The sequence below is a fragment of the Agreia sp. PsM10 genome (assembly GCF_030433855.1).
GTDB lineage: Bacteria > Actinomycetota > Actinomycetes > Actinomycetales > Microbacteriaceae > Agreia.
In genome coordinates this window covers 32,035-51,576 of the sequence record NZ_JARUXC010000013.1, presented here as the reverse complement: position 1 = coordinate 51,576, position 19,542 = coordinate 32,035, and the positions used below count along the sequence as shown (strand labels likewise).

The following is a 19,542-nucleotide window of genomic DNA, read 5'->3' as shown; positions in this document are numbered from 1 at the left end:
TGCGCTCGTAGACTAGACACATGCCTCCCCTCGTCCATGGCTTCGATTGGCCCGACCGGGTGGTGGTCGGCACGATCGGCCAGCCCGGCTCCCGTTCCTTCTACCTCCAGGCCCGCACGGGCAGACGCGTCGTCAGCGTCGGCCTCGAGAAGCAGCAGTCCGCTGCCCTCGCGGAGAAGATCGAGGAGATCCTCGACGAGCTCATGAGCCAGGAGGGCAACCCGGCCAGCGTGCCCGCCACGACCCCGGCAGAGCTGGTCGACAACGACCCTCTCGACCCAGTCGAAGAGGAGTTCCGCACGGGCACCCTCAGCCTCGGCTGGGATCCGTCGACGGCACAGGTCGTCATCCAGGCCTTCCCCGTCGTCGAGATCGAGATCGACGAAGATCAGGACGAGCTCGAGCTCGACCTCACCGACATCGAGCCCGACGAGATGCTGCTCGTGCGCATTCCAGTGGGCTCCGCGCGGGCCTTCGCCAAGCGCACCCTCGAGGTCGTCGGCGCGGGCCGCCCGCTGTGCCCGCGGTGCGGCATGCCCATCGATCCCGAGGGGCACGTCTGCGACCCGCTCCCGGGACTGGAATGACCGCGGCGCCCGACCCCGACGGCGCCCAGGGCGCCGAGCTGGTGATCACCGGGCGCATCACGACCGCGTCGAACGCGACCTTCCTCGCCGAGCTCGGCGAGACCGTCGTCGTCTACAAGCCGGTGGCGGGCGAGAATCCGCTCTGGGATTTTCCCGACGGCACCCTCGCCCAGCGGGAGGTGGCCGCGTACCTCGTCTCCGAGGCCTTCGGATGGAACGTCGTTCCCCGCACCTGGCTCCGTGACGGCCCGATGGGCGTGGGCATGGTGCAGCTCTGGCAGGACGTCGACCCCGATCAGGATGCCGTCGACCTGGTCGAGCCGGGAACGGTGCCCGACACGGGCTGGCGGCGGGTGCTCGACGGCACCGATGAGAACGACCGCGAGGTCACGCTCATCCACGAAGACGGCGATGCACTCAGGCGCATGGCGATCTTCGACGTGGTCGCCAACAACGCCGATCGCAAAGGCGGCCACATCCTGGCGATGCCCGACGGGCACAGGCACGGGGTCGATCACGGCCTCACGTTCCACGAGGAGCACAAGCTGCGCACCGTGCTGTGGGGCTTCGTCGACGACGAGCTGCGCCCCGACGAACTCGCCACGGTCGATCAGGTGCGATCCGCGCTGTACGGCGAGCTCGGCGAGCAGCTTGCAGAGCTCATCACCCCGCTCGAACTGGATGCGCTCGACGCCCGCTGCGAGCGCCTGCTCTCGCGCGGCCGGTTCCCCGCACCGCGCGGCCACATGCCCGCGGTGCCGTGGCCCCTGTTCTGAGCAGGTGCGCGGCATCCGCGCCCGTACGGCGCATGCGCTGCGGGTCGAGCGGCAGCGGATGCGCCGACAGGGCGCGGATGCTGCCGGCTACTCCTCGGTCTTGAGCGCGAGGCCGATCGCGAAGAACGTCGGCGCCCAGTGGCCGATGAAGATCCCCCAGCGGTCGGACTGCGCCTTGTCGTCGGACTTCTTGGCCCGCGACGCGAGCCAGGCGACGAGGGCGAGACCGATCGACGCGAAGCCCGCCAGATAGGCGTACTCACTGCGCAGCCCGAGGTCGTGAGCGGTGCGGATCGGGTTGAACCCGGCTTTCTCGATGACTTTCTTTGCCATGATGGCGACCTTTCGTCAGGAGCCCGAACGGGCCTGCCGCCACTGTGACACGAGAGAACGCCCAGCCCGCAGGGATTGCGCGGACTGGGCGTTCTCGTAGTATCCCTGCCTCTCGGACTATGCCGCGAGCGGCACCTCCGCCGTGGCCGAGACCACGCTGAGCCGGCCGTCGACGACATCGACCGAGACCGCGCCGCCATCCAGTACCGCGGAGCTGACGAGCAGCTCGGCGATACGGTCGTCGACCTCGCGCTGGATCACCCGGCGCAGCGGACGGGCTCCGTACTCGGGCTCGTAACCGTTCTCGGCGATCCAGTCGATCGCCGACTCGCTGATGTCGAACGAGACGTGCCGCGCGGCCAGACGCGACCGCGTCGCATCCAGAAGCAGGGCCACGATCTGCCGCAGCTGCGGCCGGTCGAGCTTCGTGAACAGCACGATCTCGTCGATGCGGTTGATGAACTCCGGGCGCATGGCCTCGCGCAGCTTGCCCATCACCCGGTCGCGCAGTGCCTTGTCGTCGCCGAAGCCGTCTGCGGCGTTCGGGGCCGCGAAGCCGATGGGGCCTCCGCGGCTCGCGAGGAACTCGGAACCGATGTTCGACGTCATGATGATGACCGTGTTGCGGAAGTCGACCGTGCGACCCTGGCCGTCGGTGAGGCGTCCGTCGTCGAGAACCTGCAGGAGCAGGTTGAAGACGTCGGGGTGCGCCTTCTCGATCTCGTCGAAGAGCACCACGGAATACGGGTTGCGCCGCACCCGCTCGGTGAGCTGGCCTGCCTCGTCGTAGCCGACGTATCCGGGAGGGGATCCGACGAGACGCGACATCGTGTGGCGCTCGCCGAACTCGCTCATGTCGAAGCGCACCATCGCCTTGTCGTCGCCGAACAGCGACGAGGCGAGCGCCTTGCCGAGCTCGGTCTTGCCGACGCCGGTCGGGCCGAGGAACAGGAAGCTGCCCACGGGCCGGTTGGCGTCGCCCATGCCGGTGCGGTTGCGGCGCACGGCCTTGGCGACGACCGAGACGGCGTCGTGCTGGCCGACGACACGGTCGTGCAGTTCGTCCTCGAGCACCGCGAGGCGCTCCCGATCGACCTGGGTCAGGCGGGAGGCGGGGATGCCGGTCGCCCGAGAGATCACGGCGGCGATCTCGGCCTCGTCGACGACGGCCTCGGCGGTGGATGATGCCGACGGCCGGGCAGCCGACAGCTTCTCGTGCACGCCCTCGATACGGTCGCGCAGGCTCGACGCCTCCTCGTAGTGCTCGAGAAAGACGGCCGAGTTCTTGGCCGCCTCGAGCTCGCTCAGCTCTTCGAGCAGGGCGGAGGTGTCGATGCGGGATCCGAGCTTCAGGCGCAGTCGAGCGCCCGCCTGGTCGATCAGGTCGATCGCCTTGTCGGGCAGGAAGCGGTCTGTGACGTAGCGCGCCGACAGCTCGACGGCGCCGCGGATGGCCTCGTCGGTGTAGCGCACGCCGTGGTGCTCCTCGTAAGCGCCGCGGAGCCCCGAAAGGATCGCGACGGCGTCCTCGATGGAGGGCTCACCGACCTGAACCGGCTGGAAGCGCCGCTCGAGTGCGGAGTCCTTCTCGATCGAGCGGTACTCCTTGAGCGTGGTCGCGCCGACCACGTGCAGTTCGCCGCGGGCCAGCCGGGGCTTGAGGATGTTTCCGGCATCCATGCCACCCTCGCCCGAACCGCCGGCGCCCACGACCGTGTGCAGCTCGTCGATGAACACGATGAGCTCGGTCCTGTGCGCGCTGATCTCGTCCATCAGCGTGGTGAGGCGCTCCTCGAAGTCGCCGCGGTAGCGGGTGCCTCCGAGCATCGCCGGGAAGTCGAGAGAGACGACGCGCTTGTCGCGCAGCTGCTCGGGCACGTCGCCGGATGCGATGCGCTGGGCCAGGCCCTCGACGATCGCCGTCTTGCCCACGCCGGCCTCGCCGATCAGAACGGGGTTGTTCTTGGTGCGGCGCGACAGGATCTCGACGGTCTGCTCGATCTCGTCGGCACGGCCGATCACGGGGTCGAGGCCGCCGTCGCGGGCCATGGCGGTGAGGTCGGTGCCGAACTTGTCGAGCATCGGGGTCGTGGATGCGTCGGCCGCGTCGGTCTGCGCGCTCGGCGCCTGCTCGCCCAGGGTCTCGCGCAGGCCGGACTGCAGGGCCTCAGGCGTGATGCCCGCGGCCGACAGCACCTGCCCGGCAGGAGCATCCTGACTGATGACGAGCGCGAAGAAGAGGTGCTCGGGGTCGATGTAGGTCGAGCCGGAGGCGCGGGCCACCTGGTAGGCGTGGAAGAGCGCACGCTGGGCGGACTGCGTGAACACGGGCGCCTGGTCGCTCTGGCCGGACTGCGCCTGGGGCAGGCGCTGCTCCGCGGCGTCGGCGATGTCGGCCGGGCGCACGCCCAGGCGGGCGATGACCTCGGCCGCGGGCTCGGTCTCGGCGAGCACACGCAGAATGTGCAGCGCGTCGAGCTCGCGGTGGCCGTGCTCGATGGCGAAGCGCCCCGCGGATGCGAGGACCTCGTGGGTGCGCCGGCTCATGAGTCGGCTGATGTCGATGGAGCGCCCGGCCTGGGCCGCGCGCTCGCCCTGCAGGTAGCGGGCGAGGAATTCGTCGAACGAGTTGCTCCCGGCTCCGTCGGAGTCGGGGGAAGAGTTGGGGTCGAAGCGATCGGGCAAAGTAACCTCCTGTGAAACTTGAGTGCCTTCGACTCAACTCAACAAAGCAGAGCGCGATCTATTCCCGCCTGCCCCGAGCACGCTGAGGTGCGGGTTGTGGCCGCTTCGATTCGCGAGGAAGCGGCCATCTCCCGCACCTCAACGCTCCCTGTGGAGAGCTGGAGCGGCGGGAACTCGAAAGTTGGCACCATGTGCGCATGAGTCCGCGTGCACCGAGGCCGTTTCACCATCCCAACAGGGCCTTCACGGTGAGGGAAGCGCGGGAACACGGCGTCTCGCGGCGCAGGCTACGGGCTCTCGATTTCGATAGGCCGTTCCATGGAATCCGCGTTGCCTCACAAGAGCTGGTCTCTCTCGATGATCGCTGCCGTTCATTTCTGCCCCGGATGCCACAAGACGGCGTCTTCAGCCAGGTCACGGCTGCGGGGCTCTACAGGATCCCTCTTCCGCTTCGGCTGAGTACGTCGACCGAGCTGCATGTCTCCGTTCCTGCGACGCGACGTGCGGTCGATGCGAAAGGAATCATCGGACACAAGGCGACCTTCGGCTCCGACGACTGGGACAAGCGATTCGGATTCCCCGTCACGACACCGGAACGCACCTGGTGCGGCCTCGCTTCGGTGCTCACCCTCCCCGAGCTCGTGGCCGCTGGTGACAAGCTGATCGCTCGACGGCTCCCGCAGACGACACGAGCCGCGCTCGAACGGGCCGTGTCCACCTACACGTCGCGGCGCGGCATTCGGAATCTTCGACGCGCACTCGGCATGCTCTCCGACAGGGCGGAGTCTCCGAGAGAATCGCTTCTGCGTGTCGCGATCATTCTCGCGGGGCTGCCTGAGCCGACAGTCAACATGCGCGTCTTCTCGGCCAAGGGAGAGTTCTTGGCCCGAGTGGACCTCTGCTACCCCCACCTCAAACTCTCCCTGGAGTACCAGGGGGACCACCACCGCGCCGACCAATCGCAGTGGCGTCGAGACATCTCGCGTACACGAGCATTGCAGGCCGAGGGATGGACTGAATTGCAGTTCACCCAGGTCGATCTCGACCACCCCGAGCACTTCCTCGAAGAACTTCGCACGATCCTTGCTCGTCTCAGCCACTGAAGTTCGGGGTATGGCCGCATAGATGCGAGCCGAAGCGGCCATTTCCCGCACTTCAGCCCTGGGAGTGAACAACAACCGCGCTCGACGGCGTCGGAGGCTGCCGTTAGCGTGGATGGATGCGACGGACTGCGGGCGAGGTGAACGGCGTCGCGAGACGATCGTTCTCTCCGGGGTCACCCCGGGGCACACATCCCAGCCAGAACGCACAACCGCAGGCACCACACCGCGCTTCGCGCGGCCGGGTGCCCGCACCGATCGATCGGTCGCCCGCGGTTCGTCGCGCCCCCATGCTGTCGGCGGCCGCGTGACGCGTCCCTCGATCGCCTCCGGCCTCTCGCACGCCCTGCTCGCCTCGCCCGAGTGGGCGTTCGACCCGCTGGTGGATGCCTGCGGCCGGGCACTCGGGGCACGCCCGGGCTGGCTGTGGCCGCTCGTCGACGGGGTCCTCGACGCCTATCGACGCCCTCCCAGAGACGCGCATCGCGAGCTCGCCCGGTGGATCGAGCAGAGCTCGGCATTCCGGGATGCGCTCGAATCCGCTCACGAGTCGCAGCGAGAGATCTCCCTCGTGCATCTCGAGACGGCACCGGCGCGCATGGCCCCCACCTCGGCGGCCGTGCCATCCATCGACGGGCTCGGCGAGCTCGCCGACTTTCTCGAGGTGACGTCAGGGCAGCTCGACTGGCTCACCGACACCGCGCATTACAGCCGCCGCACCCCGCGCGGCCGGCTGCACCACTACAGCTACGACTGGCTCGCCCGCCCAGGACGCGCGCCCCGGCTGCTCGAGGTTCCGACTCCGCGCATGCGGCGGGTGCAGCGACGGGTGCTCTGCGACATCCTCGGCGCGCTCCCCCTGAACGATGCGGCGCACGGCTTCGTTCCCGGCCGCTCCGCTATCTCGGGCGCGGCGGCGCACGCCGGCGCCCACACGCTCATCACGCTCGACCTCAGCACCTTCTTCGCCCGGGTGCCGGCACGCCGCGTCTTCTCCGTATTCCGGCAGGCCGGGTACCCCGAGGCGGTGGCCCACGCGCTCACGGGCCTGTGCACGCACGCGGTGCCGCCGTGGGTGGGTGCCCGGATGCCGCCGGGCGGCTCGCCCGAAGAGCGCGCGGCTCTCCGAGACGCGATCTCGCGGTCGCATCTGCCCCAGGGCTCGCCGACCTCGCCGGCCCTGTCGAACCTGACCGTGCGCCGTCTCGACTCCCGGCTCACCGGCTGGGCCGCGGCATCCGGTGCCGTCTACACCCGCTACGCCGACGACCTGGCGTTCAGCGGCTCCGGCCTGCGCGGGCGCGCCTCGACCTTCATCTCAGGGGTCGACAGGATCGTGCGTGCCGAAGGGCACGTTCTGAACAGGGCGAAGACACACATCGCGTCGCGAGGAGCCCGGCAGAGCGTGACGGGCCTCGTCGTGAACGACGGCCCCTCTGTCGACCGGCCCACCTTCGACGAGCTGAAGGCCCTTCTGCACAACTGCGTCGTGCACGGGCCGGCGAGTCAGAATCGCGCCGATCACCCCGAGTTCAGGGCCCACCTGCTGGGTCGGCTGACGTGGGTCTCCAGCGTCAGTCCGACCCGCGGCGCACGGTTGCGCCGAGACTTCGACCGCATCGATTGGTCGTGATTCGACGCTACTTGCCTGCCAGGGCGGCGCAGCGGGGGCACCGGGGGTAGCCGTTGGTTCCGAACTTCTTGTTCTCGAGCGGAATCGCAGAGCCCTCGGGGCACGTGCGCTCGTCGTGGAAGACGTGCGTGTCCTGCGGCTTCTTCGAGTAGTACGGGTTGACCTTCATGCACCCAGTCTACGAATCGGCGTCGGCGCCCGCTCCGGGCCGGAACGCCGCGTCGTCGCGGATGTCGATGCGGGTCGCCCCGTCATGCTTCGACACCTCGATGCGCGGCTCGGCGTCGACCTCGGTCGACTTCGGCGCCGTGGTCAGCTGGTCGTGGCGCTTCTCGTCGGCGTCCATGCCTCTCGCCCTCAGTCGTTCGCCTGGGCGGAGGAGGGCGACGAGGTCGAGGGCGACGTGTCGGCCGACGACGAGCCGGTGACCTTGTCCTTCGCGGCCTTGGCCACGTCGACGAGCTTCTCCTGAACGACCGGTGCGGCCTCGCGCACGAGGTCGCCGGCGTCGGAGACCGCCTTCTGCACGTGCGGGTCGTGCCAGACGTCACTGGCACGTGCCTTGAGCTCCGTGTACTTCGCGCGTCCGGCCTTGGTGCCGAGAACGTAGCCTGCGGCCAGGCCCACGCCGAGTCCGAAGATGAGTCGTGCTGCCATGATGGGCTTCTTTCTACTCGGAAGGATGCGGAGCCTCCAGAGTGGCACGATCGATTGAATGCTCACAGGGCTTGCGCTTCAGGCCTCCGGCTCCCAGCGCTTCGCCGCCGATGCCGAGATGATCGACAGCAGTGCGGCCCGGAACGCCTCGGGATCGTCGACGGTCGGCATCATGTCGCGCTCCAGGGTGTGCGCCGAGTTCCACACGTCGACACCGGCGGGCGTGACGGTCACGACATGACGACGCCGGTCGCTCGCGTCGGCTCGTCGCTCGACGAAGCCTTCGCGCTGCAGCCGCTCCAGGGTGCGGGAGATCGTCTGGTTCTCGACCCGCGCGAGCCGGGCCAGATCCGTCTGGCTGCGGGGGCCTTCCTGCAGCAGATGGAGGACGACAAGCCCGGCGTGCGTGAGACCCAGCCGATCGAGCGTCTCGATCCAGGCGTGTTCGACGAGCCGTGACGCGGTGGCCAGCAGCCGCCCCGTGGGCCACTCATGCATAGCCGGGCCGGCAGCGGAAGCCCCCCGGGCTTCTGTCGTCGGCTCCTCGCTCATTGTCCAAATGTAGGCTACCGTCGATTAGTAAGCTGGCTGACTAATTGAGAGGCGCCCCATGTCATCGACATCCATCGCAACACGCTCGGACCGCGCCCGCCAGGTCACCGTGGCCGTCAGCGCAGTGATCGCCGTGGTCGGATCGTTCATCGGCTCGGGAGCCGCGGGCGGAAGGCCCATCCAGAACGCCGCCGGCGGAGCGCTCGGCGCCGACTCCACCCCGATCGCGCCCGCCGGCCCCGCCTTCTCCATCTGGTCGGTCATCTACCTCGGCCTGCTGGCCTACGCGGTCTGGCAGCTGCTGCCCGCGCAGGCGTCCGCGCCGCGGCAGCGCCTCGTCGGCTACTGGGTGGCGGCCTCGCTCGTGCTCAACGCGGCGTGGATTCTGAGCGTGCAGTTCGACCAGCTCGCCCTCTCGTGCGTCGTGATCGTGCTGCTGCTCGCCGTGCTCGCCCGCACGTTCCTGCTCCTGGTCGATGGACGCCCGACCGGTTTCGTCGAGACGATCGTGCTCGACGGAACGATGGGGCTCTACCTCGGCTGGGTCTCGATCGCCACGGCCGCCAACCTGACCGCGGGCCTCACGGTCGCGGGCTTCGACGGCTTCGGCTGGGGCGAAGACGCCTGGGCGGGGATCGTGCTCGCCGTCGCCGCGCTCGTCGGCGTGCTCATCGCTGTCCGGGGCCGCGGCCGACTCTCCCCTGCGGCATCGCTCGCATGGGGTCTCGCCTGGGTGGCGGTCTCGCGCACGACCGGCGAGCTGGTGTCGCAGCCCGCCATGATCGCCGCGATCGTGGCTGCGGCGATCGTCGTGGTCGCGACCGTCGGCATCCGGATCGCGACGCGCACCTCTCAGCCCGCACGCGCATGACCTCGACGCCCACGACCCCGACCCCCACGACCTCGTCACGCGCGCGCTGGTACGGCCTCGTCTTCATCAGTATCGCCGTCGCGCTGATCATCGTCGACTCCACGATCGTCAACGTCGCCATCCCGTCGATCGTGGAAGACCTCGACATCTCGAGCACGCAGGTGCAGTGGGTGCAGGAGTCGTACACACTCGTGTTCGCGGCCCTGCTGCTGGTGTTCGGCACACTCGCCGACCGATTCGGGCGGCGCCGTATGCTGCTGCTCGGCGTCGTGATCTTCGCCGCCTCGAGCGTGCTGGCCGCGATGGCACCGACGGGCGATCTCCTCATCGGCGCGCGGGTGCTGCAGGGGGTGGGCGGCGCGATGGTGCTTCCCACGACCCTGTCGATCATCAACGCCACGTTCCGCGGCAAGGATCGCGCCGTCGCGTTCGCCATCTGGGGATCGACGATCGGCGGCATGACGGCGGTCGGGCCCCTGCTGGGCGGCTGGCTCACGACGGACTTCTCGTGGCGCTGGGCGTTCGGCATCAACGTGCCCCTGGGAATCGTGATCGTCGTCGGACTGCTGCTGTTCGTACGCGAGTCGCGCGAGGCGACGGCCGCCGGCAGGGTGGATGCCGTGGGCGCGTTGCTCTCGATCGTCACGAGCGCGACACTCGTCTTCGGGCTCATCGAGGGCCGAAGCCTCGGCTGGTGGACGGTGGACGAGCGCATCACGATCAGCGACTGGAGCTGGCCCGGAGACCTCTCTCCGGTGCCGATCTCGTTCGCGGTCTGCGTCGTCGCGGGTGTGCTCTTCGTGCTGTGGGGCAGGCGACGGCAGCGCGCCGGGCTGAGCACGATGCTCGCCTTCGGGCTGTTCCGCATCCCGTCTTTCCGCAACGGCAACATCGCCGCCATGATCGTGAGCCTCGGCGAGTTCGGCATCATCCTCTCGCTGCCCATCTGGCTGCAGAATGTGCTGGGCTACGACGCGCTGCAGACCGGGTTCATCCTGCTGGCGCTGGCGATCGGCTCGTTCGTGGCGAGCGGATTCGCGGGAGCGTTCGGCAACCGCATCGCGCCCGTCGCCATCGTTCGGGTGGGTCTGGCCGCCGAGATCATCGGGGTCGCCGGCATCGCCGTCGTGATCGGGCCCGACACGGGCTGGGGCCTGCTCGTGCCGTTCCTCTTCGTCTACGGATTCGGCGTGGGCCTCGCCACGGCGCAGCTCACGGGCGTCGTGCTGAAAGACGTGCCCGTCGAGCAGAGCGGGTCGGGCTCGGGTACGCAGTCGACCTCGAGGCAGATCGGATCGGCGCTCGGCATCGCGATTCTCGGCACGGTGCTCTTCACCACGGCTGGTGCGCAGCTCGACACCCGGCTGTCCGACGCGGGCGTTCCGGATGCCCAGCGCGAGCAGGTCGTGTCGGCCGTCGTCGACAGTTCCGGCGCGGCGATCGCGCAGCTCGCGGCCGATCCGTCGACCGCTGCGCAGGCGGAAGCGGCGAAGATCGCGTTCTCCGACGGAACGAAGTACGCGGCATTCTCGGCGGCCGCGTTCCTATCGCTCGGATTCCTTGCGACCCTGTCGCTCGGCGGCAGATCCGAAGGTCGGGATGCCCGCCGGAGACGAGCCGACGACGTGAAGGATGCCGCTCAGGGAACCCAGCGGTAGAGCTTGTCGGGCTCGCCCGCGGCGTCACCGGCGGAATGCCGACCGGTCGACCAGCCCTCTCGAACGAGCGAGAATCCCACGCTCTCGAGAAAGCGGATGGCGACCGCATTGCGCTGGAACGCCCAGAGCTGCAGGCCCTCGGGGCTCTCCCGCTTGGCGACCTCGATCAGTCGGTGCCCGACGCCGAAGCCCTGCGCCGTGGTGCGCACGAAGAGCTGGCTGAGCCATCCGTCATGCAGCGCGACGACGCCCACGATGTTGCCGTCGACCGTCGCGACCCACGCGTCGGTCTTGTGCAGCAGCACATTCGATGTCCACCAGCGGTCTTCCTCGATCGTGTTGCGGCCGCCGAGCCACGGCATCGAATCCTCGGTGGAATAGTGGATGACTTCGGCGATCGCATTCGCATCGCTCGAGTCTGCACGGCGCACGTCGTCGATGTGCGTCGTGACCCTCTCGCGCTTCATGGCTACAACTCTGACCCGCTGATCGAGAACGTGTCGCAGCTGCCGGCGCCGTTCTTCAGCCCGGTCTGGAACCACTTCTCGCGCTGCTCGCTCGATCCGTGCGTCCACGTCTCGGGGTTCACCTGGCCCGAGCCCATCTCCTGGATGCGGTCGTCACCGATGACCGACGCGGCGTTCAACGCGTCGGCGATCTGCGCATCCGTCACCGGCTCGAGGAACGTGACGCCGTTCTCGTCTTCGGTGGTGGATGCCGCCGTCACCCAGGCGCCCGCGAAGCAGTCGGCCTGCAGCTCGGTGCGAACGGAGTCGGACGTCGGCCCCGTATCGGTGCGATCGGTGCGATCCATCACGCCCGCGAGGTTCTGAATGTGATGGCCGAACTCGTGCGCCACGACGTACATCTCGGAGAGGGTTCCGCCGGTCGCACCGAACTGGGTGCGCAGCTCGTCGAAGAACGAGGTGTCGATGTAGATGGACTGATCGGGCGGGCAGTAGAAGGGGCCGGTGGAGCTGGATGCCTGGCCGCAGCCGGTGTTGGTGGCCGCAGTGAAGAGCACGAAGTCGGCCGGCGGCGTGTAGGTGATCCCGAGGGCCGGGGCCTCATCGGTCCAGTAGTCGTTGAGCGAGTTCTCGGCGCCCACCATCAGGCACTCGACGTTCGCGTTCGCGTCGGAGCCGTAGTCGCAATTGTCCAGGGACTCCTCGCTCTGGGTGCCCTGCCCGGCCTGGCCGCCGCCCGCGAGGCCGGTGAGGTCGACGCCCAGGACCTGCGAGAGCAGGAAGAGCCCGATGACGACCACGGCGCTGCCGCCGCCCACCGCGATGCCGGTGTTGCGGCCGCGTTTGGAGACCCGGCTCGTGTCGAGCTTGGCGTTGTCATTGAACGTCATAAGAAAGAAACTAGCGCCTTGGAAGGCACCCGGGCAGTCCCCTGCCGACAGGGCACGGCATAGTGGTAATGAACGTTTTTCACGCACCCCACCCGACCGGAGCCGAAGCAGTGTCCGACGAGCACTCCCCCATCGTGATCACCACCGAGCAGGCCGCGCTGCACGCGGCCGAGGCACTCGCCGAGAGCTTCGCGGCCGACGCGGCCCGAGCCGACGCCGACGGCCGCGCGCCGTTCGAGCAGATCGCGGCGCTGCGCGCATCCGGTCTGCTGCCCGCTCTGGTTCCGACCCGCCTCGGCGGCGGCGGGCTCGACTGGCACACCGTGCTGCGGGCGCTCCGCCCGATCATCCGCGCCGACGCCGGACTGGGCCACGTGATCGCGTACCACTTCGTGAACTCGTGGCGCATCCGGCTCAACGAGAACCAGCACGCGATCGACGATCTCTACCGCGGCCTGGCGAGCGGGGCGTGGTTCTGGGGCGGCGCAGGCAACCCACGGGATGCCGGTCTCGAGCTCACCCCGACGACCGACGGCTTCACGGTGACGGGACACAAGTTCTTCGCGACCGGCGCGCAGCTCGCCGATCGCGTGACGGCGAGCGGCACGCGCGTCGACACGGGCGAGCGCCTCGCCATCGTGATCGATGCGACGGCCCCTGGAGTCGTTCACCATGACGACTGGAGCAACATCGGCCAGCGACTGAGCGCGTCGGGATCGGTGTCGTTCACCGACGTGTTCGTGCCGCACGCGCACGTGCTGGGCCCGAACGAGCAGGACGGCGAGCTGTACCGACCCTATGGATCGCTGTCGATCCTGGCCTTCCAGCTCGCCATGAACCACATCCACGTGGGGCTCGCCGAGGGCGCGCTCGCCCAGGCGGCCGACTACGCGCGCACGAAGACGCGGGCGTGGGCGACGTCGGGTGTGGAGCGCGCGATCGACGACCCCTACATCCGGCAGACGATCGGCGAGCTGACGGCCCAGACACGGGCTGCGGATGCACTGACGTGGAGCGCGACCAACCTGTTCGTCGACGCCGCCAACAAGGAATGGGAGCTCGGCGACGAGGAGCGCGGTCGGGCGGCGGTGGAGATCGCCGCGGCGAAAGTCGTGACGACCCGCACGGCGCTGCACGTGACGTCGACCGCCTTCGAACTGATGGGCGCCCGCGCCACCAGCGAGTCGGCGGCGATGGACCGGTTCTGGCGCAATGCGCGCACCATCACGCTGCACGACCCCGTGGTCTACAAGGCGCAGGAGGTCGGCGACTTCGCCCTCACGGGCACGTTCCCGACCCCCAGCGCCTACAGCTGACCGGGCAGAGGGCTACGCGGAGACGCTCGCGAGCTCGTCGTACGTCGCGAAGCCCTTCGCGATCTCGCTGCCGGTGAAGTTTCCGACCCAGCCGTCGTCGTCGTGGAAGAAGCGCACCGAGACGTATTCGGGGCGCGTGCCCATGTCGAACCAGTGGGTGGTATTCGCGGGAACGGAGATGACATCGCCGGCCTCGCAGAAGACGGCGTTGACCTTGCCGTTGGCGCGCAGGTAGAAGACACCGCTGCCCCGGGCGAAGAACCTGTCTTCGTCGTCGTCGTGCTGGTGCTCGCTCAGGAACTTGCCCCGGGCCGTGGCCGCCTGCTCGAGGTACTCGGGCGAATCGTCGTCGACGATCGAGACCACATCGACCAGGGTGTAGCCCTGGGCCGCGTTGACCGCGTCGATCTCGTCGCGGTAGGCCTCGAGAACCTCGTCTTGTGTCGGCTCGGCCGAGAGCTCCTTGAGTTCCCAGCGGCTGAAACGGGCTCCGAGCGTGGCGAGCACGTCGGTGATGACCTGCGCATCGCGGGTCTGGAGTTCGGGGGTGGAGGCGTTGTTCTCGTCCCACACGGTCAGAAGAGTCATGGCTCAATCGTAACGATCCGGCCACGGGCGTCGCCACAGAAGTAATACGAGGTCATACGGCACGGTGCGCACAGGCGTTGCTGGTTGAATCTCACCATCGCACTCCGGCCCGGCTGCACCCCGGTCCGACCCGTTCGACCCACCCGACCCGATCGCATCACCTCAGCGCCTCCAGGAGAAACCATGGCCATCACGCGCCGCATCCCGCTACTCGTGCTCGCCGCGACGACCGTGCTCGCACTGTCGGCCTGCGCCCAGTCGAACGGCACCACCACGGAGGCGTCGACCGACGCCCCGGCCACGGCATCCGCCGCACTGCCCGCGCCCTTCGACGGCGACCCGGTGAAGGTCGCCCTCGTGCGCCAGTCGGGTGCAGGCGACTACTTCGAGGCGTGGGGCGCGGGAGCCGCGACCCAGGCCAAAGCGGCGAACATCGACCTCACCGTCACCGACGCCCGCAACGACAACGCGAAGCAGGCCAGCGATCTCGAGCAGGCCATCGCATCCAAGCCCGACGCGATCATCGTCGACCACGGCCAGACCGACACCCTGCAGCCGCTCATCACCGAGGCGGTCGACGCGGGCATCCCCGTCGTCGTCTACGACCTCGCGCTCACCGACGCCACCGGCGTCGTCACCACCTCGCAGTCCGACGAGTCGATGGCCTCGGGCGTGCTCGACCAGCTCATCGACGACGTCGGCGACGGCGCGAAGGTCGGCTACGTCTCGGCCACCGGCTTCGCCGCACTCGACCGCCGCGCCGTGGTGTGGAACCAGTACGTGACCGACCACAAGCTCGACGTGGTGTTCTCGACCGGCAAGGTGTCGGAGTCGACCGCCACCGACAACATCCCGCTCGTCGACGCCGCCCTCAAGCAGAACCCCGACGTGCAGGCCATCTTCGCTCCCTACGACGAGATCACGAAGGGTGTCGTGCAGGCGGTCATCCAGAACAACCTCGGCTCGAAGGTCAAGGTCTACGGCATCGACATCTCGAACGCCGACATCGAGGTCATCACGGCCGACGGCAGCCCCTGGGTCGCCACCTCGGCCACCGACCCCTCCGCCGTCGGCGCGGCCGTGGTGCGCTCGCTCGCCCTGAAGCTCGCCGGCCAGCTCGATGAAGACGACGTGCAGTTCCCGGCGAAGACGATCACGCAGTCGTTCCTCACCGACAACTCCATCGACAACGTCACCTCGCTGCGCGAGAAGGAGCCGAGCCTCGACCTCTCCGACGAGGTCACGGCAGACTGGCTCCCCGCCAACTCGTGATCGATTCGTCCATCCCTGAGGGAGGCGAGCTGGCGACACTGTCGCCGGTCGTCTCCCTTTCGGGCGTCTCCGTGGCCTACGGCTCGAATGTCGTGCTCACCGATGTGACGCTCGACTTCTTCCCCGGCCGCATCACCGCACTCCTCGGAGCGAACGGCGCGGGCAAGTCCACGCTCATCAAGGCGCTCTCGGGCGCCAACCCCCGTTACTCCGGCGACATCGCCATCGACGGAACGGTTCTGCATCTCTCGTCGCCCGTGCTCGCGAAGGCCCACGGCATCTCGACGGTGCACCAGAAGGTCGCCGACGGCATCGTCCCCGGCCTCTCGATCGCCGAGAACGTGGTGCTCGACGACCTCGCGAACGCCTCTCGACACCCCCTGCGCAACACGAAGCAGTCGTTTCTCGACGCTCGCGCGGCCCTCGCGACCCTGGGCCTCGACTGGCCCGACTCCCTGCTCGCGCAGGACGCGGCCCGGCTCAGCATCTCCGACGCCCAGCTGCTCGTTCTCGCCCGCGCGCTTCGGGGCACGCCCCGCCTCCTCATTCTCGACGAGCCGACCTCGGCGCTCACCGCGGCCGAGGCCGACCGCCTCTTCGACGTCCTCCGGGCACTTCGAGACACCGGCCTCTCCATCGTCTACGTCTCGCACCGCTTCGGTGAGATCGAGGCCTTGGCCGACCGGGTGGTCGTGCTGCGCGACGGGCTCGTGCAGCACAGCTCCGAGCGACCCTTCGCCTGGCACGAGATCCTGCACGACATGCTCGGTCGCGCCACCGAGCTCGAACAGACGCGGGTGGATGTCCGCCGCGGCCAGGGCGTCGTCGCCCGGGTGCACGGCGTCCCTCTTCTTCCGGCCGCAGCTCCGCTCGACCTCGAGGTGCGCACCGGCGAGGTGCTGGGAATCCTCGGGCTCATCGGGGCCGGCAAATCCGAACTGGCCGAGCTGCTCGCGGGTCTCGCGCGACCGGCATCCGGAAGCCTCGAACTCGACGGCGAGCCCTACACGCCGAAGCGGCCGTCCGACGCGCTGCGCAGCGGCGTCGTGCTGGTTCCCGAAGACCGCCAGCGGCAGGCGCTGCTTCCCGGCTGGTCGGTCGCCCACAACATCTCCATCCCGTTCCTCAAGATCTCGTCGGCGCTCGGCACCCTCCGCACGTCACGCGAGACGTCGCGCGCTCGAGAGGTGATCGACTCGCTCGGCGTCGTCACCGCGGGTCCGAACGCGTCGATCGACGATCTCTCCGGCGGCAACCAGCAGAAGGTGGTCGTGGGCCGGTGGCTCTCGGCGAGCCCGCGCCTCGCTCTTCTCGACGAACCGTTCCGCGGGGTGGACATCTCGGCCAGACGCGAGATCGGCGACAGGCTCAAGGAGCTCGTCGCGACAGGCGATGCCGGGGCCGTCGTGCTCTCGAGCGACGTCGACGAGATCCTCGAGGTGGCCGACCGCATCATCGTTCTCGTGGCCGGGGTCGTCGAGCTCGACGCCTACGCCGACGAGACAGACAGGGCGAGCATCGTCGGGGCCTTCCTCGGCGCCCGAACCCGAGACCAGCGCAGCACGCACGACGAAGGACACCCGAAATGACCAGCGCTCCCGTCGCCCCGAAGACCACATCGACCGGGCCGACCAGGCCGACCACGTCGCTCGCCGAGCGCGGGGCCGCCTTCGTGGTGCGCTGGGGCTTCATCGGGGTGACCGTCGCCCTCATCGCGTTCTTCGTGATCACCGAACCCAACTTCCGCACCGTCGACAACGTGTTCGGCATGCTCAAGTTCATCGCCCCGACAGCCATCGCTGGGCTCGGCGTGATGCTCGCGATCACCGTGGGAGGCATCGACCTCTCGGTGGGCGCCTCGGCCGGCTTCGCCGTGTCGATCGCAGCCTGGACGATGGTGATCGGCAACCAGGTCGGCGTCGTCGCGATCGGCGTCGTGCTGCTCGGCGGACTCCTCATCGGCGGGCTCAACGCGTTCCTCATCGTCGTCGCCCGCATCCCCGACCTGCTCGCTACACTGGCCACCTCGTTCGTGATCGTGGGCCTCAAGCTGCTGATCGTCGACGGCAAGTCGATCTCGTCGCAGATGTCGCTCTCCGACGGATCGACCGCTCCCGGCAAGTTCACCGCCGACTACCTGTGGCTCGACCGGGGCAGCCTCGGCCCGATCCCGGTGCCCGTGATCATCTTCATCGCGATCACGGCGCTGCTCTGGTTCATCCTCGAGCGCACCCGCTGGGGCCGCGCCCTCTACGCGGTCGGCGCGAATGCCGAAGCCGCCCGGCTCGCCGGCATCCGGGTTCAGCTGTACCGCACCGTCGCCTACATGGGCTGCGGCCTTCTCGCGTCGATCGCCGGCCTGCTGCTCGGGGCGCGCATCGGCCAGGGCGACGTGTCGGCCGGCAACTCCCTTCTTCTGGATGCCGTCGCGGTCGCCCTCGTGGGCGTCTCGGTTCTCGGCATCGGCAGGCCCAACGCGTGGGGAACGGCGCTCGGCGCTATCCTGATCGCCGTGATGGTCACCGGGTTCACCATGGTGGGCCTGCCCTACTACGCGCAGGACTTCGGCAAGGGAATCGTGCTGCTCATCGCGCTGCTCTTCAGCTTCACGTTCTCGCGCCGCCGCACCGTCGTGACGGCCGGCAGCACGACCGCATCCTAGGGACTTGTCCTCATGACCGATTTCAGCCAGCTCTCCGTCGATACCGTGGCCGCCTACCTGGCCCAGCGGCCCGCGCTCGCCGCGCGCATCCGCACCGACGGGCCGCTCGACGTGGTCGAGGTCGGCGACGGAAACCTGAACCTGGTGTTCATCGTGCACGACGACGCCGGTTCGTCTCTGGTGCTGAAGCAGTCGCTGCCGCACGTGCGCACCGACCCGAGCTGGCCCATGACCCGCGAGCGCAGCGCCCGCGAGGCCCTGGTGCTGCGAACCCACGAGGCGGCCGACGCCGAACACGTGCCCGCGCTCTACGACTTCGACTCCGCGAACTATGTGCTCGCCATCGAGAATCTCAGCGACCACGCCGTCTGGCGCGGAGAGCTGAACGAGGCACGGGTGCACGGGTTCGCGGCGGCGGAGATCGGGCGGTACATCGCGCGCACCGCTTTCCACACCTCGGTCTTCGGACTCGACCCTCTCGAGCAGAAGAGGCTGGCCGCTGCGTCGATCAACCCCGAGCTGTGCCAGATCACCGAAGATCTGGTGTTCACCGAACCGTACATCGAGCACCCGCACAATGCTGTCCTGCCCGAGAATGAGCCCGACGTCGCGGCCCTCCGTGCGGACCGCGCGCTGCTCACCGAGATCGGCATCGCCAAGTACCGGTTCATGACGAGCGCGCAGTCGCTCATCCACGGCGACCTGCACACGGGATCGGTCTTCGTGCGCGACGGCTCGGACGGGGTGTCTGCTTCTGTTCGTGCGTTCGACAGCGAGTTCGGCTTCTTCGGGCCCACCGGCTTCGACCTCGGTGCGCTCTGGGGCAACTTCGTGATCGCCGCGGCTCGGGCGCTGGCGCTGGGCGCTCCCGACCGGGCATCCGAGATCCTCACGCTGCCCGCGTCGCTGTGGAATGCCTTCGAGGCCGAGTTCCGGTCTCTGTGGCCGTCGCGCCTCGACCCGCGGGTCTGGGGCGACGAGGTGCTCGAGTCGCTGCTGGCGGAGTTCCGGCAGGATGCTGCCGTCTATGCGGGCGCGAAGGCGATCCGGCGCATCATCGGCTTCGCCAAGGCCAGCGACATCGAGACGCTCGACCCGGTGCTGCGCGAGGGCGCGGCCCGCGGTGTGCTGCGTGCGGGCCGCGCGCTCGTGCTCGAGCGCCGGGCGCTCGACACGGTCGAGGCGCTGTCGGCCGAGACCGCCGCGATCCTCGCCTCCACGGTCACCCGCTTCGAGTTCTGAGCAGCGGCGCCCCTGCGCGCGCTGCGCCGGTCGAGTGCACACGCCCCGCACCCCAAGGCGTCGGTCGAGTAGCCGCGCGAAGTACGAGCCGGCGTATCGAGACCATGCAGGTCGGCCGCCAACGGGCGGAAGTCCGTTCATCCGACGTCGTATACGGGCTGGATCCACTGATCTTCGCCCAACTCCATCCGTTTGGGAGGAGATTCGCCACCCCGATGCACTATTCACGTCGGATGTGCGCATCTCCTCCCGT

Annotated in this window: 20 protein-coding genes; 11 read left to right on the top strand and 9 right to left on the bottom strand. The window is 68.8% G+C overall.

The genetic code is table 11. From position 1 onward, the window contains the following. The first annotated feature begins 20 nt into the window (after positions 1-20). Both QCD70_RS14970 and QCD70_RS14965 read left to right on the top strand, forming a co-directional pair. The gene (locus tag QCD70_RS14970) at positions 21-587 is read left to right on the top strand and encodes a DUF3090 domain-containing protein (RefSeq protein ID WP_301217671.1); all 567 of its coding nucleotides are present in this window, start codon (positions 21-23) and stop codon (positions 585-587) included. Continuing rightward, positions 584-1,363, top strand: coding sequence for an SCO1664 family protein (locus QCD70_RS14965; RefSeq protein ID WP_301217669.1), 780 nt, complete (start codon positions 584-586; stop codon positions 1,361-1,363). The genes QCD70_RS14970 and QCD70_RS14965 overlap by 4 nt, the downstream gene beginning before the upstream one ends. A gap of 87 nt (positions 1,364-1,450) precedes the next feature. Here the strand turns inward: QCD70_RS14965 and QCD70_RS14960 are convergent, their stop codons facing one another. Both QCD70_RS14960 and QCD70_RS14955 read right to left on the bottom strand, forming a co-directional pair. Further along, a complete protein-coding gene (locus QCD70_RS14960) occupies positions 1,451-1,696 on the bottom strand; it encodes a hypothetical protein (RefSeq protein WP_055926857.1) in 246 nt (81 codons plus the stop codon). Between the two features lie 117 nt (positions 1,697-1,813). After that, positions 1,814-4,381 carry an ATP-dependent Clp protease ATP-binding subunit gene (locus QCD70_RS14955; protein WP_301217664.1) on the bottom strand — a complete coding sequence of 856 codons (2,568 nt, stop codon included), beginning with the start codon at positions 4,379-4,381 and terminating at the stop codon, positions 1,814-1,816. A gap of 386 nt (positions 4,382-4,767) precedes the next feature. Between QCD70_RS14955 and QCD70_RS14950 the strand changes: the two genes are divergently transcribed. Both QCD70_RS14950 and QCD70_RS14945 read left to right on the top strand, forming a co-directional pair. Then, on the top strand, positions 4,768-5,484 hold the full coding sequence (locus QCD70_RS14950) for a hypothetical protein (RefSeq protein WP_301217662.1): 717 nt from the start codon (positions 4,768-4,770) through the stop codon (positions 5,482-5,484). Positions 5,485-5,788: 304 nt separating this feature from the next. Further along, positions 5,789-7,114 carry a reverse transcriptase family protein gene (locus QCD70_RS14945; protein ID WP_301217660.1) on the top strand — a complete coding sequence of 442 codons (1,326 nt, stop codon included), beginning with the start codon at positions 5,789-5,791 and terminating at the stop codon, positions 7,112-7,114. A gap of 7 nt (positions 7,115-7,121) precedes the next feature. On the opposite strand, the gene QCD70_RS14940 is transcribed toward QCD70_RS14945, so the two are convergent. The 4 genes from QCD70_RS14940 to QCD70_RS14925 form a co-directional block, all read right to left on the bottom strand. Further along, a complete protein-coding gene (locus tag QCD70_RS14940; protein WP_157412039.1) occupies positions 7,122-7,283 on the bottom strand; it encodes a hypothetical protein in 162 nt (53 codons plus the stop codon). Between the two features lie 9 nt (positions 7,284-7,292). Beyond that, positions 7,293-7,460 (bottom strand): multidrug transporter, encoded by a 168-nt coding sequence (locus QCD70_RS14935; protein ID WP_301217657.1) that lies wholly within the window; start codon positions 7,458-7,460, stop codon positions 7,293-7,295. An 11-nt stretch (positions 7,461-7,471) separates the two neighbouring features. After that, positions 7,472-7,771, bottom strand: a complete 300-nt coding sequence (locus tag QCD70_RS14930; RefSeq protein ID WP_301217655.1) for a YtxH domain-containing protein — start codon at positions 7,769-7,771, stop codon at positions 7,472-7,474. A gap of 78 nt (positions 7,772-7,849) precedes the next feature. Further along, positions 7,850-8,269, bottom strand: a complete 420-nt coding sequence (locus QCD70_RS14925) for a MarR family winged helix-turn-helix transcriptional regulator (RefSeq protein WP_301217653.1) — start codon at positions 8,267-8,269, stop codon at positions 7,850-7,852. A gap of 112 nt (positions 8,270-8,381) precedes the next feature. On the opposite strand from QCD70_RS14925, the gene QCD70_RS14920 reads away from it, so the two are divergent. After that, positions 8,382-9,194, top strand: coding sequence for a tryptophan-rich sensory protein (locus tag QCD70_RS14920; RefSeq protein ID WP_301217652.1), 813 nt, complete (start codon positions 8,382-8,384; stop codon positions 9,192-9,194). Beyond that, positions 9,191-10,852 carry a DHA2 family efflux MFS transporter permease subunit gene (locus QCD70_RS14915; protein ID WP_301217650.1) on the top strand — a complete coding sequence of 554 codons (1,662 nt, stop codon included), beginning with the start codon at positions 9,191-9,193 and terminating at the stop codon, positions 10,850-10,852. The genes QCD70_RS14920 and QCD70_RS14915 overlap by 4 nt, the downstream gene beginning before the upstream one ends. Here the strand turns inward: QCD70_RS14915 and QCD70_RS14910 are convergent. Next, positions 10,834-11,319, bottom strand: a complete 486-nt coding sequence (locus QCD70_RS14910) for a GNAT family N-acetyltransferase (protein WP_301217648.1) — start codon at positions 11,317-11,319, stop codon at positions 10,834-10,836. The genes QCD70_RS14915 and QCD70_RS14910 overlap by 19 nt on opposite strands. Before the next feature lie 2 nt (positions 11,320-11,321). Next, on the bottom strand, positions 11,322-12,209 hold the full coding sequence (gene ypfJ, locus QCD70_RS14905) for a KPN_02809 family neutral zinc metallopeptidase (protein ID WP_301217646.1): 888 nt from the start codon (positions 12,207-12,209) through the stop codon (positions 11,322-11,324). 68 nt (positions 12,210-12,277) lie between these two features. Between ypfJ and QCD70_RS14900 the strand changes: the two genes are divergently transcribed. After that, positions 12,278-13,525 (top strand): acyl-CoA dehydrogenase family protein, encoded by a 1,248-nt coding sequence (locus tag QCD70_RS14900; RefSeq protein WP_301217644.1) that lies wholly within the window; start codon positions 12,278-12,280, stop codon positions 13,523-13,525. Between the two features lie 12 nt (positions 13,526-13,537). On the opposite strand, the gene QCD70_RS14895 is transcribed toward QCD70_RS14900, so the two are convergent. Continuing rightward, positions 13,538-14,113 carry a 1,2-dihydroxy-3-keto-5-methylthiopentene dioxygenase gene (locus QCD70_RS14895; RefSeq protein WP_301217641.1) on the bottom strand — a complete coding sequence of 192 codons (576 nt, stop codon included), beginning with the start codon at positions 14,111-14,113 and terminating at the stop codon, positions 13,538-13,540. 183 nt (positions 14,114-14,296) lie between these two features. Here QCD70_RS14895 and QCD70_RS14890 point away from each other — a divergent pair, with 183 nt between their 5' ends. The 4 genes from QCD70_RS14890 to mtnK are packed head-to-tail and all read left to right on the top strand — an operon-like array spanning position 14,297 to position 19,289. Next, positions 14,297-15,385, top strand: a complete 1,089-nt coding sequence (locus QCD70_RS14890) for a substrate-binding domain-containing protein (protein ID WP_301217639.1) — start codon at positions 14,297-14,299, stop codon at positions 15,383-15,385. Then, the gene (locus QCD70_RS14885; protein ID WP_301217637.1) at positions 15,382-16,974 is read left to right on the top strand and encodes a sugar ABC transporter ATP-binding protein; all 1,593 of its coding nucleotides are present in this window, start codon (positions 15,382-15,384) and stop codon (positions 16,972-16,974) included. The genes QCD70_RS14890 and QCD70_RS14885 overlap by 4 nt, the downstream gene beginning before the upstream one ends. Beyond that, complete coding sequence (locus QCD70_RS14880; RefSeq protein ID WP_301217635.1) at positions 16,971-18,047, top strand: ABC transporter permease; 1,077 nt, start codon at positions 16,971-16,973, stop codon at positions 18,045-18,047. The genes QCD70_RS14885 and QCD70_RS14880 overlap by 4 nt, the downstream gene beginning before the upstream one ends. 12 nt (positions 18,048-18,059) lie before the next feature. Beyond that, on the top strand, positions 18,060-19,289 hold the full coding sequence (gene mtnK, locus QCD70_RS14875; RefSeq protein WP_301217633.1) for an S-methyl-5-thioribose kinase: 1,230 nt from the start codon (positions 18,060-18,062) through the stop codon (positions 19,287-19,289). Positions 19,290-19,542 lie beyond the last annotated feature (253 nt).

What these genes read in the sequence shown, in the direction of transcription:
- QCD70_RS14910 (WP_301217648.1), bottom strand. Translation starts at nt 11,319, where the DNA reads ATGAAGCGCGAGAGGGTCACGACGCACATCGACGACGTGCGCCGTGCA.
- QCD70_RS14940 (WP_157412039.1), bottom strand. Translation starts at nt 7,283, where the DNA reads ATGAAGGTCAACCCGTACTACTCGAAGAAGCCGCAGGACACGCACGTC.
- QCD70_RS14915 (WP_301217650.1), top strand. Translation starts at nt 9,191, where the DNA reads ATGACCTCGACGCCCACGACCCCGACCCCCACGACCTCGTCACGCGCG.
- QCD70_RS14925 (WP_301217653.1), bottom strand. Translation starts at nt 8,269, where the DNA reads ATGCATGAGTGGCCCACGGGGCGGCTGCTGGCCACCGCGTCACGGCTC.
- QCD70_RS14965 (WP_301217669.1), top strand. Translation starts at nt 584, where the DNA reads ATGACCGCGGCGCCCGACCCCGACGGCGCCCAGGGCGCCGAGCTGGTG.
- ypfJ (WP_301217646.1), bottom strand. Translation starts at nt 12,209, where the DNA reads ATGACGTTCAATGACAACGCCAAGCTCGACACGAGCCGGGTCTCCAAA.
- QCD70_RS14890 (WP_301217639.1), top strand. Translation starts at nt 14,297, where the DNA reads ATGGCCATCACGCGCCGCATCCCGCTACTCGTGCTCGCCGCGACGACC.
- QCD70_RS14970 (WP_301217671.1), top strand. Translation starts at nt 21, where the DNA reads ATGCCTCCCCTCGTCCATGGCTTCGATTGGCCCGACCGGGTGGTGGTC.
- mtnK (WP_301217633.1), top strand. Translation starts at nt 18,060, where the DNA reads ATGACCGATTTCAGCCAGCTCTCCGTCGATACCGTGGCCGCCTACCTG.
- QCD70_RS14960 (WP_055926857.1), bottom strand. Translation starts at nt 1,696, where the DNA reads ATGGCAAAGAAAGTCATCGAGAAAGCCGGGTTCAACCCGATCCGCACC.
- QCD70_RS14935 (WP_301217657.1), bottom strand. Translation starts at nt 7,460, where the DNA reads ATGGACGCCGACGAGAAGCGCCACGACCAGCTGACCACGGCGCCGAAG.
- QCD70_RS14880 (WP_301217635.1), top strand. Translation starts at nt 16,971, where the DNA reads ATGACCAGCGCTCCCGTCGCCCCGAAGACCACATCGACCGGGCCGACC.
- QCD70_RS14900 (WP_301217644.1), top strand. Translation starts at nt 12,278, where the DNA reads ATGAACGTTTTTCACGCACCCCACCCGACCGGAGCCGAAGCAGTGTCC.
- QCD70_RS14920 (WP_301217652.1), top strand. Translation starts at nt 8,382, where the DNA reads ATGTCATCGACATCCATCGCAACACGCTCGGACCGCGCCCGCCAGGTC.
- QCD70_RS14895 (WP_301217641.1), bottom strand. Translation starts at nt 14,113, where the DNA reads ATGACTCTTCTGACCGTGTGGGACGAGAACAACGCCTCCACCCCCGAA.
- QCD70_RS14930 (WP_301217655.1), bottom strand. Translation starts at nt 7,771, where the DNA reads ATGGCAGCACGACTCATCTTCGGACTCGGCGTGGGCCTGGCCGCAGGC.
- QCD70_RS14950 (WP_301217662.1), top strand. Translation starts at nt 4,768, where the DNA reads ATGCCACAAGACGGCGTCTTCAGCCAGGTCACGGCTGCGGGGCTCTAC.